At 69.0% G+C, this 12,804-nt stretch carries 11 protein-coding genes; 4 read left to right on the top strand and 7 right to left on the bottom strand.

Annotated features, from left to right (window positions below; all coding sequences use genetic code 11):
* Nucleotides 1-2: 2 nt before the first annotated feature.
* Complete coding sequence (locus ABD346_RS06655) at nucleotides 3-1,607, bottom strand: MDR family MFS transporter (protein ID WP_344372780.1); 1,605 nt, start codon at nucleotides 1,605-1,607, stop codon at nucleotides 3-5.
* A 173-nt stretch (nucleotides 1,608-1,780) separates the two neighbouring features.
* On the opposite strand from ABD346_RS06655, the gene ABD346_RS06650 reads away from it, so the two are divergent.
* Nucleotides 1,781-2,344, top strand: a complete 564-nt coding sequence (locus ABD346_RS06650; RefSeq protein WP_344372777.1) for a TetR/AcrR family transcriptional regulator — start codon at nucleotides 1,781-1,783, stop codon at nucleotides 2,342-2,344.
* Between the two features lie 4 nt (nucleotides 2,345-2,348).
* Here ABD346_RS06650 and ABD346_RS06645 read toward each other — a convergent pair whose 3' ends face one another.
* Both ABD346_RS06645 and ABD346_RS06640 read right to left on the bottom strand, forming a co-directional pair.
* The gene (locus ABD346_RS06645) at nucleotides 2,349-2,999 is read right to left on the bottom strand and encodes a M23 family metallopeptidase (protein ID WP_344372774.1); all 651 of its coding nucleotides are present in this window, start codon (nucleotides 2,997-2,999) and stop codon (nucleotides 2,349-2,351) included.
* A 345-nt stretch (nucleotides 3,000-3,344) separates the two neighbouring features.
* A complete protein-coding gene (locus tag ABD346_RS06640; protein ID WP_344372771.1) occupies nucleotides 3,345-3,848 on the bottom strand; it encodes an FBP domain-containing protein in 504 nt (167 codons plus the stop codon).
* Between the two features lie 131 nt (nucleotides 3,849-3,979).
* On the opposite strand from ABD346_RS06640, the gene ABD346_RS06635 reads away from it, so the two are divergent.
* Entirely contained in the window at nucleotides 3,980-4,351 is a 372-nt protein-coding gene (locus tag ABD346_RS06635; RefSeq protein WP_344372768.1) for a trypco2 family protein, read from the top strand.
* Entirely contained in the window at nucleotides 4,348-7,581 is a 3,234-nt protein-coding gene (locus ABD346_RS06630) for an NACHT domain-containing protein (RefSeq protein WP_344372766.1), read from the top strand. Before ABD346_RS06635 ends, ABD346_RS06630 begins: the two co-directional genes overlap by 4 nt.
* 112 nt (nucleotides 7,582-7,693) lie before the next feature.
* On the opposite strand, the gene ABD346_RS06625 is transcribed toward ABD346_RS06630, so the two are convergent.
* Nucleotides 7,694-10,222, bottom strand: coding sequence for an ATP-dependent Clp protease ATP-binding subunit (locus tag ABD346_RS06625; protein WP_114041382.1), 2,529 nt, complete (start codon nucleotides 10,220-10,222; stop codon nucleotides 7,694-7,696).
* 430 nt (nucleotides 10,223-10,652) lie between these two features.
* Here ABD346_RS06625 and ABD346_RS06620 point away from each other — a divergent pair, with 430 nt between their 5' ends.
* Nucleotides 10,653-11,285: an SCO3374 family protein gene (locus tag ABD346_RS06620; protein ID WP_344372761.1), complete on the top strand. Its 633-nt coding sequence runs from the start codon at nucleotides 10,653-10,655 to the stop codon at nucleotides 11,283-11,285.
* Here ABD346_RS06620 and ABD346_RS06615 read toward each other — a convergent pair.
* The 3 genes from ABD346_RS06615 to ABD346_RS06605 all read right to left on the bottom strand — a co-directional run bounded on the left by ABD346_RS06615 (nucleotide 11,264) and on the right by ABD346_RS06605 (nucleotide 12,742).
* Entirely contained in the window at nucleotides 11,264-11,605 is a 342-nt protein-coding gene (locus tag ABD346_RS06615) for a histone-like nucleoid-structuring protein Lsr2 (RefSeq protein ID WP_053729112.1), read from the bottom strand. The two genes, ABD346_RS06620 and ABD346_RS06615, sit on opposite strands and share 22 nt — an antisense overlap.
* A 153-nt stretch (nucleotides 11,606-11,758) precedes the next feature.
* Nucleotides 11,759-12,289, bottom strand: a complete 531-nt coding sequence (locus ABD346_RS06610; protein ID WP_344372757.1) for an amino-acid N-acetyltransferase — start codon at nucleotides 12,287-12,289, stop codon at nucleotides 11,759-11,761.
* Nucleotides 12,290-12,298: 9 nt separating this feature from the next.
* Complete coding sequence (locus ABD346_RS06605) at nucleotides 12,299-12,742, bottom strand: BlaI/MecI/CopY family transcriptional regulator (protein ID WP_344372754.1); 444 nt, start codon at nucleotides 12,740-12,742, stop codon at nucleotides 12,299-12,301.
* Nucleotides 12,743-12,804 lie beyond the last annotated feature (62 nt).

Below are 12,804 nucleotides of genomic sequence, written 5' to 3'. Positions count from 1 at the left end.
CCCTAGGCGACCGGCTCCGAGAGGGCCGCCGCGTCCGCCGGGGCGGACTTGTCCGGCGACGGGGCCGGCGCGGAGCCCCGCAGCGGGACTTCCTTCACGAAGAGGGCCGCCACGAACATGGCCACCGCGATGATCGAACCGACCAGGAACGTTCCATGCGTACCGGAGGCAACGGCGTACTGGTACGCCTCACGCACCGGAGCCGCCAGCTTGTCCAGGCTCGCCTTGTCCAACTGGGCGTTGGCCAGCTTCCCGGCACCCGAGGACGCCGCCGAGCCGAGGCGCCGCGTCATCTCGTCGCCCACCCGGTTCGTGAAGATCGCGCCCATGATCGAGACGCCGAAGGACGAGCCGAGCGTACGGAAGAGGGTCGTGGAGGACGAGGCGACGCCCATGTCCTTCATCTCGACGCTGTTCTGCGCGACCAGCATCGTGATCTGCATCAGGAAGCCCATGCCCGCGCCGAGCACCGCCATGTAGACGCCGGACATGAGCCGGGTCGTGGTGACGTCCATCGTGGAGAGCAGGAACAGGCCGACCACGACGAGCGCGCCGCCCAGGATCGGGAAGATCTTGTACTTGCCGCTGTTGGTGGTGACCCGGCCCGCGATCAGCGAGACGACCATCATCGAGAGCAGCATCGGAAGCAGCAGCAGGCCGGAGTTGGTGGCCGAGGCGCCCTGCACGGACTGCTGGAACAGCGGCAGGAACAGCATCGCGCCGAACATCACGAAGCCGGTGAGGAAGCCGATCCCGGACATCAGCGAGAAGTTGCGGTTGCGGAAGATGTGCAGCGGCACGATCGGTTCGGCGGCTTTCGTCTCGACGAAGAGGAAGCCGACGATCGAGGCCACACCGAGCGCGATGAGCTCCATGATGATTGCGGAGCCCCAGGCGTACTGCGAGCCGCCCCACGTGGTGACCAGGACGATCGAGGTGATGCCGACGGTCAGCAGAATCGTGCCGAGGTAGTCGATCCGCCCGCGCGCCCGCTTCTTGGGCAGGTGCAGTACGGCGGTGACCATGGCGAGCGCGACCGCGCCGAGGGGGATGTTGATGTAGAACGTCCAGCGCCAGCCGAGGTGGTCGGTGATGGCGCCGCCGACCAGCGGACCGCCGATCATCGCGAGCGCCATGACACCGGCCATCATGCCCTGGTACTTGCCGCGGTCCCGGGGCGGAATCAGGTCACCGATGATCGCCATGACGCCGACCATGAGGCCGCCCGCGCCGAGGCCCTGGATCGCGCGGAAGCCGATGAGCTGGGACATGTCCTGCGCCATGCCGCTGAGCGCGGAACCGAGCAGGAAGATCGCGATGGAGGTGAGGAAGGCGCCCTTGCGCCCGTACATGTCGCCGAGCTTGCCCCAGATCGGCGTGGAGGCGGCGGTGGCCAGGGTGTACGCGGTCACCACCCAGGACAGGTGCTCCAGTCCCCCGAGCTCGCCCACGATCGTCGGCATCGCCGTGTTCACGATCATGTTGTCCAGCATCGCGAGCAGCATCGCGATCATGAGCGCGAGCAGCACGACGCGGACGCTGCGGGGCTGTGGCCCGTCGCTCACCCCCGCCTCCGCCGCCGTCTCGTCCGGTATCCCCGTCGCCATCGTCCCCAACTCCCTGAAGCCTGCCGTCCACCGGGTGAGGCACTTACTTGTCGCCCGGCTAGTTGCCACTACACTGGGGAAGGTAGACCCCAACTTGCCGGGCGTCAAGTAAGTAAATGACAAACGGCACGGCCGCCGGGGGACGGCGGCCGTACGCATTCGGGAGAGCAGGCATGGCCAGAGGAAACACCCGCCAGCGGATCCAGGACGTTGCCCTGGAGCTCTTCGGTGAGCAGGGGTACGAGAAGACCTCGCTGCGCGAGATCGCCGAGCGGCTCGAGGTGACGAAGGCCGCGCTCTACTACCACTTCAAGACCAAGGAAGACATCATCATCAGCCTCTTCCAGGACCTCACCAGGCCCATGGACGAGGTGATCGAGTGGGGCCGCACGCAGCCGAAGACGCTGGACGTGAAGCTGGAGATCCTGCGCCGCTACAGCGAGGCGCTCATCGGGGCGGAGCCGCTGTTCCGGTTCATGCAGGAGAACCAGGCGACCATGCGCGAGCTGAGCATCGGCGAGATGTTCAAGGAGCGGATGCACGCGATGGTCGACCTGCTCAAGGACCCGGACTCCGCCATGTCCGACCGCATCCGCTGCTTCACGGCGCTGTTCTCGATGCACGCCGGGATGTTCGTCCTCAAAGACATGGAAGGCGACCCCGAGGAGAAGCGCACCAGCATCCTCGAAGTCGCCAACGACCTGGTCGTCCAGGCCCACCGCAACAGCCGCGCATAGGCGGTCAGACGGTGACGCCCACCGTCTTCAGGAAGGCGACCGGGTTGATCGCCGAGCCGTAGTTCGGCGTCTTGCGGATCTCGAAGTGCAGGTGCGGGCCGCTGGAGTTGCCGGTGCTGCCGGACAGCGCGATGCGCTCGCCGGTGGCCACGCTCTGGCCGATGCGCACCTTGATCTGCGACAGGTGGGCGTACTGCGAGTACGTGCCGTTCGCGTGCTTGATCACTATCGCGTTGCCGTACGCGGGGCCGTCACCGGCGCCGACCGGGCCGGCCTTGACGACGGTTCCGGCGTGCGCGGCGGAGACGGGCGTGCCGCTGGGCACTGCGAAGTCCTGCCCCGAGTGCTTGCTCGCCCACATCGAACCGCCCAGGCCGAAGCTCGCGCTCAGCGTGTAGCGCGCGACCGGGTGCACCCAGGAGGCGGCCTTGGCCTGCTTCGCCGCGGCCGCCTTCGCCTGCGCCTTGGCCTGGCCGGCGACCGCGTTCGTGGTGGTGGAGGCGGTCGCGAGCGGAGCGGCCTTCACCTCGTCGGCGACCGCGACACCCGTACCGAGGAAGGCGGCGCCGCCCATCGCGGCGACGGCGGTCACGGCCGCGGCGCGCAGACGGAACGCGGACGGGCGGGCAGGCTTGAACGGGGTGCGCTGGGGCATGCGGGAGCTCTTCCGTACGACGACAGGGGCGGCCGCCGAACAAGTCCGGCCGGCAAGCGAGAACCCGGCACGCGGAACGGCACACCGGGTCGCACCACCTTGGTAACCCGAACCCCCATCCCCACCCAAAACGCCCATCTACTAGCGAAAGCCGTATGGATCACCCCGGGAATACCTCAAACCCCCGCGGAACACCTCCTAAGTCCCGTAGTAGGCCCCAAATCCCCTGTGCGCCTTGTCACCGCCGCCGGGCCATAAGCCCTCCCCCCGAGGGACCAAGGCCCCGCAACCCTCGGGGGGCTTTCGCGTCGCGGACCGTCGAGGCCGTCGGCCCAGACGTCCGGGTCACCGCGGGAGGCCGACCTTCGCGAGAAATGCCCCCAGATTGCCGGTCGCCCTCCCCACCTGCTCCTCCAGGCTGAGCGACTCCTCGAACCGCCCGCCCACCCCCTCCGGCACCCGCTTCCCCCGCACATACAGCGAGCACGCCAGGTCCGTGCACATGTAGATGCCCACCGAGTTGCCCTCCCGCCCCGCCTTTCCGGCCAGGCGGGCCGTCATCAGCGACACCCCGCTCCCCGAGTGCGTCGTCAGGCAGACCGAGCACATGCTGCGTTGCAGCAGGCCACGCCGGCGGGACGGGTAGCGCAGGGCCACGCCCACCAGCCTTCCGGCGTGTTCGGTGACGAGGTTGGCGCGGTCCGGGGCCGACGGTTCGCGCCAGCCCAGGAAGTCCAGGTCGTCCCAGGGGAGGGCGTCCAGGTCGCGCGGTACGGCCAGGCGCGCGGCCTCGCCCTTGGAGCAGTTGATGAACGATGCGCGGATGTCCCGCTCGGATACGGCCTTCATGCCACAGGACGCTAATGCTAGGGGTATTAGGCAGCAACCTAATATTCCAAGCCGACCCGTCGCATGCGCACGACTCTGTCCCAACTCCCTTCCACAGAGCCAGAATTGGGGCGAGGCGAGGGGGCCGCGACATGAGCGACGACAGGCGTACCGACAGCAGATACGAGGACGACACGCACGCATTCGACGGGATCGAGCTGGCCGACGCCATCGCGTCCGTACGCGATCAGCTCACCGAGGCCGCCGCCCGGGCCACCGGGCAGCCGCTGGTCTTCGAACTCGGCGACATCCAGATGGAGTTCACGCTCGAACTCCGCAGGGAGCTCAAGGGCGGCCTCAAGGTCCGGGCCTGGGTGGTCGACGCGGGCGCCGACGCCGGGCGCGGTACGGGACGTACGCACAAGGTGTCCTTCACCCTGAAGCCGCACGCCGCGACCGACGGCTCCGCCTGGAAGGTCGGCAACGACCGGCCCGGGGGCGGCTTCGGGACCGAGCCGCGGTGAGTACGTCACTGCCCACGACCGCCGACCGGGTCGTGGCCGTACTGTCCGACGGGCGCCAGGGCAGCGGGGTCATCGTGTCCCCCTGGCTGGTGCTGACCTGTGCGCACAACCTGGCGGGCGCCCCGCCGGTCCGGCTCGCCCACCCCTCCATCGGCGAGGTCACCGGTCAAGTGCTGTGGCAGGACGCCGAGTTGGACGCGGCTCTGATCTACAGCGACGAGGAGCTGCTTCCCGGTCTTCTGCGGCTCGGCACCGTCGACACCGCGCAGTCGCTGCCCGGCTGCGAGATCATCGGCTTCCCCGACATCCAGCGCTACGGCGCGGACCACCACCTCGACTACGACCAGTTCGTCGGCACCGTCCTGCCGGTCGCGGGCAGTCTGCGCGACGATCTGGTCTGCGAGCTGCACCGGCCCCCGGCCAGTGAGCGCGCGGACGGCAGCTCGCCGCTCGCGGGCCTGTCGGGCGCGCCGCTGTTCGCGGCGGCGACGCTGCTCGGCCTGGTCAAGGAGATCCCGCGCGGGCGCGGCCACCGCCGGGTGGTGTGCGTGCCGCTGCGGGGCATCTTCGCCTCGGAGGGATTCCGCGCCGCGTTCGCGACGCTGACCGCGGTGACCAGCCTCGAACTGGTCACCGGCGTACCCCCGGAGGACCAGCGCTACGAGCACGAGTACGCGGAGGCCATCGGCGCCTCGTACCGCAAGACGAAGATCTTCGGCCTGGACGAGCTGAACAAGCGGGACTCCGAGTGGGACCTCGACACCGCCTACCTCAGCCTGGAGGCCAGGCCCAAGGCGACCGAGCCGCCGCAGCCGGGCCGCCCTCTGATGGACAGCGCGCCGCAGCGCATCGACGCCCTGCTCGCCTCCCGGCCCCGGGTCCTCATCCGGGGCGAGGCGGGCGCCGGCAAGACCACCCTGGTGTGGTGGCTCGCGGCGCACGCGGCGGCCGGGCGGCTCGGCCCGGGGCTCGCCGATCTCAACGCGCTCGTCCCGTTCGTGGTGCCGCTGCGCACCCTGCGCGCCCAGGGCGCCACCTTCCCGCTGCCCGCCCAACTCCCCACCGCGGCACGGCTTGTGGTGGACGCGGCGCCCGAGGGCTGGGCCGGGCGCGTCCTGAAGACCGGGCAGGCGCTGCTCCTGGTGGACGGCCTCGACGAGGTGCCCCAGGAGGACCGCGAGGAGGCACACCGCTGGCTCGCGGCGCTCCTCGACCGCTATCCGCGCACCCGCTGCGTGGTCACCGTGCGGCCGATGGCGGTCGAGCCGGACTGGCTGAAGTACGCGGGCTTCGAGGAGCTCAGGCTGCTCCCGATGAACGACGAGGACATCACCGCGTTCATCGCCGCCTGGCACCGCGCGGCCCGGCTCGACAGCGGCCCGCACGAGGACCTGGACGAGCTGGAGCGCGACCTGTCCGAACAGTTCAAGCAGAACAGCGCCCTGCGGGGCCTCGCCCGTACCCCCTTGCTGTGCGCGGTTATCTGCGCCCTGCACCGGCTGCGCCAGGGCTTCCTGCCCGACACCCGCTGGAAGCTGTACGAGGCGGCGTTACGGATGCTGCTCGGCAACCGGGACCAGCAGAGGAAGGTCGAGGCGCCCGAGGGCATCCAGATCAGCGCCGACGAGTGCACCGAACTGCTCCAGCGGATCGCGGTGTGGCTGGTGCGCGAGGGCCAGTCGGAGTTCTCCCGCGACCAGGCACTGCGCCGGCTCGACCGGGCCCTGTCGGGCATGGAGAACGTACGCGGCCAGGGCACCCCCGAAGACGTACTGCGGCATCTGCTCAACCGCAGCGGGCTGCTCCAGGAACGCGCCGACGACGTCTTCCAGTTCACCCACCGCACCTTCCAGGACTTCCTGGCGGCGAAGGAATTCGTGGAGGACGGGCACCTGGGCGAGCTCCTGCGGCACGCCTCCGAGGAGCAGCAGTGGCAGGACGTGATCCTGCTCGCCGCCGGGCACTGCGGCCGCCGCGACCGGCCGGTCCTCATCAACGGCCTGCTCGACGCGGGCTCCCGCCGCCACAGCCACCAGGACAAGGCCAAGATCCACGTACTGGCGGCCCGGTGCGCCCAGCACGCCGCCTACCTGGACGAGACGACCGCCCGCCGGGTCCGCGAGCACATCGGCGCGCTGCTCCCGCCCCGCGACCTGGAGACCGTCACGCTCCTGGCCCGGCTCGGCCCGTCCGTCCTCACCCACTTACCGGCCCCGGGCGACACACCCCCCGAAGCGCTGGCGAACGTCGTCGGGCTCATCAACCGGGTCGGCAACGCGGAGTCCATCGAGCACGCCCGCGCCTGGTCCGCCGCCCACCCGGACGCCGTCGACCTGTTCGCCACCGAGTGGTCGCGCTACCCGGCCGAGCGGTACGCCCGCGAAGTCCTCGCCCACCTCGACCTGCGCGAGGCCCGGCTGCACGTGGAGACCCGCTGGCAGCTCGCCCAGCTCCCGCACGTCCCCGAGGCCCGCCGGCTGTGGATCACCGTGCCGCCCGACCTCACCGCGGACGAGCTGCACACGGCGCTGCGCGGCCGCAAGGTCGCGGCCCTGCGCCTGAACGGCTGCGAGAGCCTCACCGACCTGGCGTTCCTGCGGGACAGCACGGAGCGGCTCGAAGACCTGGAGGTGCTGCGGGGTTCGGGCCTGCGCGACCTCGGCCAGCTCGCCCGGCTGCCCAGGCTGACCTCGCTCGGGCTGCTCGACGTGTCCGCCCAGGAGGTCGACCTGTCCCCGCTCGGTGAGCTTCCCGCGCTGCGCACCCTGCTGTTCGGCAGCAGCACCGACCTGCACCTCGCCCAGCTGCCGGTCCTGAGCGGCGTCACCACCCTGCATCTGGAGGCCGACCAGGTCGCCGGCTTCGATGCCCTGAGCCGCTGGCCCGCCCTCAGCTACCTGGAGCTCGCCCCCTCCTCCTCGGCCACCACCCGGCGGCTCCTTGCGTACGTACGCGGGCGGCCCGGCATCACCCGGCTCGGCGTCGCGCTCAGCTCGGTGGCCGCCCTCGCGGGGGTGGCGCCGCTGCCGAGCGTGCGCCACCTCGACCTGTGGCTCGCGAACTCCGACGGCGACCTCGGCGCGGTCCTCGCGGTGTTTCCCGCGCTGACGACGGTGGACCTCGCGGTGGGCACCGTCCAGGCCGGCTCCTGGAACCCGGCCGCCCTGCTGCGCCGCCCGGGCCTGACGGTCACGGTCAACGGCGGGCCGCCACCGCCCGAACTCCCCTGAGAAATCAAGCGGGTTGAAGAGTTCCCGGCGGGCGACACACAAAGGGGCTGCCCCGGTCCGTACGTGACGTACGGGCCGGGGCAGCCCCTTCAGGCAAGACCTCCGAAGAGGACTACGCCTCCTTGCTCAGGTTCGGACCGGCGCCGCCTGCGGCCGCGTCCTCGATCGGCGGGACGTCGGGCAGGGCCGACTTCTCCTCGCCGCGAAAGGTGAACTTCTTGTCCTCACCCTCACCCTCGGTGCCGATGACCACGATGTGACCGGGGCGCAGCTCACCGAAGAGGATCTTCTCGGAGAGGATGTCCTCGATCTCCCGCTGGATCGTCCGGCGCAGCGGCCGGGCGCCCATGATCGGGTCGTAGCCCTTCTTGGCGAGCAGCGACTTGGCCTCGGCATTGAGCTCGATGCCCATGTCGCGGTCCTTGAGGCGCTCGTCCACCTTGGCGATCATGAGGTCGACGATCTCGATGATGTCTTCCTCGGTGAGCTGGTGGAAGACCACCGTGTCGTCGACACGGTTGAGGAACTCGGGGCGGAAGTGCTGCTTCAGCTCCTCGTTGACCTTGGCCTTCATGCGCTCGTAACCGGTCTTGACGTCGCCCTGGGCGGCGAAGCCCAGGTTGAAGCCCTTGGAGATGTCCCGGGTCCCGAGGTTGGTCGTCATGATGATGACCGTGTTCTTGAAGTCCACGACCCGGCCCTGGGAGTCGGTCAGGCGACCGTCTTCCAGAATCTGGAGCAGGGAATTGAAGATATCGGGGTGGGCCTTCTCGACCTCGTCGAAGAGGACGACGGAGAACGGCTTGCGGCGCACCTTCTCGGTGAGCTGACCGCCCTCTTCGTAACCCACGTAACCGGGGGGCGAACCGAAGAGGCGGGAAACCGTGTGCTTCTCGCTGAACTCCGACATGTCGAGGGAGATCAGTGCGTCCTCGTCGCCGAAGAGGAATTCGGCGAGCGTCTTGGACAGCTCGGTCTTACCGACACCGGACGGGCCCGCGAAGATGAACGAACCGCCGGGGCGCTTCGGGTCCTTCAGGCCGGCACGGGTACGGCGGATGGCCTGCGAGAGCGCCTTGATGGCGTCCTTCTGGCCGATGACGCGCTTGTGCAGCTCGTCCTCCATGCGGAGCAGCCGCGAGGACTCCTCCTCGGTGAGCTTGAAGACCGGGATGCCCGTGGCCGTGGCCAGCACCTCGGCGATCAGCTCGCCGTCGACCTCGGCGACGACGTCCATGTCGCCGGCCTTCCACTCCTTCTCGCGCTTGGCCTTCGCGGCGAGCAGCTGCTTCTCCTTGTCGCGGAGAGAGGCCGCCTTCTCGAAGTCCTGGGAGTCGATCGCCGACTCCTTGTCGCGGCGCACGCCCGCGATCTTCTCGTCGAACTCGCGGAGGTCCGGCGGCGCGGTCATCCGGCGGATGCGCATCCGGGAGCCGGCCTCGTCGATCAGGTCGATCGCCTTGTCCGGCAGGAAGCGGTCCGAGATGTACCGGTCGGCCAGCGTCGCGGCCTGGACGAGGGCCTCGTCCGTGATCGAGACGCGGTGGTGGGCCTCGTAGCGGTCGCGCAGACCCTTGAGGATCTCGATGGTGTGCGGCAGCGACGGCTCGGCGACCTGGATGGGCTGGAAGCGGCGCTCGAGGGCCGCGTCCTTCTCCAGGTGCTTGCGGTACTCGTCGAGCGTGGTGGCGCCGATGGTCTGGAGCTCACCGCGGGCCAGCATCGGCTTCAGGATCGAGGCGGCGTCGATCGCGCCCTCGGCGGCACCCGCACCCACCAGGGTGTGGAGCTCGTCGATGAACAGGATGATGTCGCCGCGGGTGCGGATCTCCTTGAGGACCTTCTTCAGGCGCTCCTCGAAGTCACCGCGGTAGCGGGATCCGGCGACCAGGGCGCCGAGGTCCAGCGTGTAGAGGTGCTTGTCCTTGAGCGTCTCGGGCACCTCGCCCTTGACGATCGCCTGGGCCAGGCCCTCGACGACGGCGGTCTTGCCGACGCCGGGCTCGCCGATGAGCACCGGGTTGTTCTTGGTACGGCGCGACAGCACCTGCATGACGCGCTCGATCTCCTTCTCGCGCCCGATGACCGGGTCGAGCTTGGATTCGCGAGCGGCCTGCGTCAGGTTGCGGCCGAACTGGTCGAGCACCAGGGACGTGGAGGGAGTGCCCTCCGCAGGGCCGCCGGCGGTGGCGGCTTCCTTGCCCTGGTAGCCGGAGAGCAGCTGGATGACCTGCTGCCGCACCCGGTTGAGATCGGCGCCCAGCTTCACGAGGACCTGGGCGGCGACGCCCTCGCCCTCGCGGATCAGGCCGAGCAGGATGTGCTCGGTGCCGATGTAGTTGTGGCCGAGCTGGAGGGCCTCGCGGAGCGACAGCTCCAGGACCTTCTTGGCACGGGGCGTGAAGGGGATGTGCCCGGACGGGGCCTGCTGGCCCTGGCCGATGATCTCCTCCACCTGCTGGCGGACCGCCTCGAGCGAAATCCCGAGGCTCTCCAGGGCCTTAGCGGCGACACCCTCACCCTCGTGGATCAGGCCCAGGAGGATGTGCTCGGTGCCGATGTAGTTGTGGTTGAGCATCCGGGCTTCTTCCTGAGCCAGGACGACAACCCGCCGCGCGCGGTCGGTGAACCTCTCGAACATCGTTAATCGCTCCTCAGAGCGGTCGGGCAGTAAGGGGGCGGTCCCCTCCCTGTCCTTCCGCATGCTAGTCCCGCAGGGCGGGACAGCTCATTCCAACTGCCGACACCCGTTCATTGCCTCCCGGCCCGAACAGCCGACAACTGCTCCAACCCGATGGTGCGAGACGATGTTCCCGCAGGCCAGGCAGATACCCCTGTCTCCAGTACGCCGATGGCGAACGTGAGACCGCCTGACGAGCGTGTCGCCCCTCCCCACTAGGAATGTCTTACCCGTCGGGACCGACACTCCATGCGGCGCACCCCGGTTCCGTAAGCTACGGGCGAACAACCTTGCGCCCACCCACAGCCCCACGCGCCCCGCATTCAACAACGGAGCGCAGCCGTCCGGAAACTCAGCGTAACCCGGCGACGTTTCTCCAGTTGCTCCGGGCATGGCCTTCACCGTGCCGGCACCCCGCGTCCCCCTGGATGGCCCGCTCGCGCAGTGGTACGAGCGCGAGCTCGGCTGGGCCGTTTCCGCGGGTCCCCCCGTCCAGCTGCTCACCGGACTGCGCTTCGACGTCCTGGAACTCCCGGCGACCGCCGGATCCGCCCTGCTGAAGCGGTACGAGCGGACGGGTCCGGTCGCCCTCGTGGGACACCGGATGCGGCTGCTCGTGGCGGCCGGAAGCGCGGACGAGCTGCCGGGGCTGCTCGACTGGCTGGAGTGGGGCGGCGTCGGCCTCGATCTGACGGCCGTCGGCGCCGGGGGCCGGATCACCGCACCCCTGCCGCCGGGATGGGCCGGCTCGCGGGGGGCCGCCGTATGGCTGCGGCCCCCCGAGCCCGGGTGCGAGGTGGAAGCTCGGCTGCCCTCTTTCACCGGATTCACTCAGTGCGGTGGTGCCGGCGAAAAGGGCGCTTCCCAGGGTCCGGAGACCCTGCCGGGCGGTCGCGCCGCGGGCCTCAGCCTCGTGAGGCTGGTGGCCGCGGCGGCGACGGAATGCCACCGGGCCCGGTTGTTTCACGCGAAATCCCCAGGTGGTGCGGGGAACGCGGGAACTCAGCCGTTCTGCTTCTCGTAGGCCTCACGGATTTCGGCCGGGACGCGTCCGCGGTCGTTCACGTTGTAACCCTGCTCCTTGGCCCACTTGCGGATCTCGGCGGTGTTCTGGTTGCCGGTACCGAGCAGCGCGCCACGGGCCTTGCCACGACCGCCGGCCGCGCGGCCACCGGTGCGCCGGCCGCTCTTCACGTACGGCTCAAGGAGACCCCGGAGCTTGTCCGCGTTGGCGGTGGTGAGGTCGATCTCGAAGCTCTTCCCGTCAAGAGCGAACGTCACGGTCTCGTCAGCCTCGCCACCGTCGAGGTCATCGACAAGAAGGACCTGAACCTTCTGTGCCACCGGATTTCCTTTCATCGAAAATGCAGTACGCGGAAAGGAAACCGCTTTTGCCTGGAAAACACAAACCCCCTGGAGAGGTTCAGGATCCTTGGCTCCAGGGAAACGTACGCGATTCGGACATAGGGTTCCGACAGCTTCCTGCCGCTTCCCCGATCACAGGTGCAGAAGCATCCGGGTGTTGCCCAAGGTGTTCGGCTTCACTCGTTCGAGACCGAGGAACTCGGCGACGCCCTCGTCATAGGAGCGCAGCAGCTCGCTGTAGACATCTGTGTCGACGGTATCGACCGGAGTCTCCCCGATCTCCGTGAACCCGTGCTTCGCGAAGAACGCGACCTCGAAGGTAAGACAGAAAACGCGGCGCACTCCGAGCCGGCGGGCGGTCTGGAGCAGCTTGCCGAGTACGAGATGTCCGATGCCGCCGCCGTGGAACTCGGGGTCGACGGCAAGAGTGCGCACTTCGGCGAGGTCTTCCCACATCACGTGCAGCGCCCCGCAGCCCACCACCCGGGCGTCCGAGTCGCGTTCCGCCACCCAGAACTCCTGGATGGACTCGTAAAGGGTGACCGTTGCTTTGTCGAGCAGGATCCCGTCGCCGACGTACGCATCGAGAAGGCTTCGCACGGCCGGTACATCGCCGGTCCTGGCCCGGCGGACGGTGACCGCATTTGCGGCGGGATAAGACATGCCTGGACGCTATCGCCCCGCACTGTCCCCGGGCGCATCGCCCTCTTGGGACTCTTCGGATCCGTGTTCGGCTTCGCGATCGCGTTCGGGTTCCGGCTCCTGCACCATGCGCACGGCGTCACGCAGCGCTTCGCGCTCCTCGGGGGACATCATGCCGAAGAAGGCGACGAGTGCGGCCGCGCGGTTGTCGCTCTGGGACCAGGCTTCGTTCATCAGAGCCGCGGCGTACGCGGCCCGTGTGGAGACCGCCGTATATCGATAGGCCCGGCCGTCGACTTCCCGGCGGACCCAGCCCTTCTGATGGAGATTGTCCATTACGGTCATGACCGTGGTGTACGCGATGGACCGTTCCTGCTGAAGGTCTTCGAGGACTTCCCGGACGGTCACCGGACGGTTCCACTGCCAGACGCGGGTCATGACGGCGTCTTCCAGCTCTCCCAATTGGCGGGGCACATCTGCACCATAGTGGGAGATGTCGCGAATGGCTGGTTATTTGCAGTTAGCGCGCAGCAAAA

This window comes from Streptomyces mauvecolor, assembly GCF_039532965.1.
In the GTDB taxonomy this organism is placed as follows: Bacteria; Actinomycetota; Actinomycetes; order Streptomycetales; family Streptomycetaceae; genus Streptomyces; species Streptomyces violascens.
This window is presented reverse-complemented; position numbering and strand designations above follow the sequence as displayed.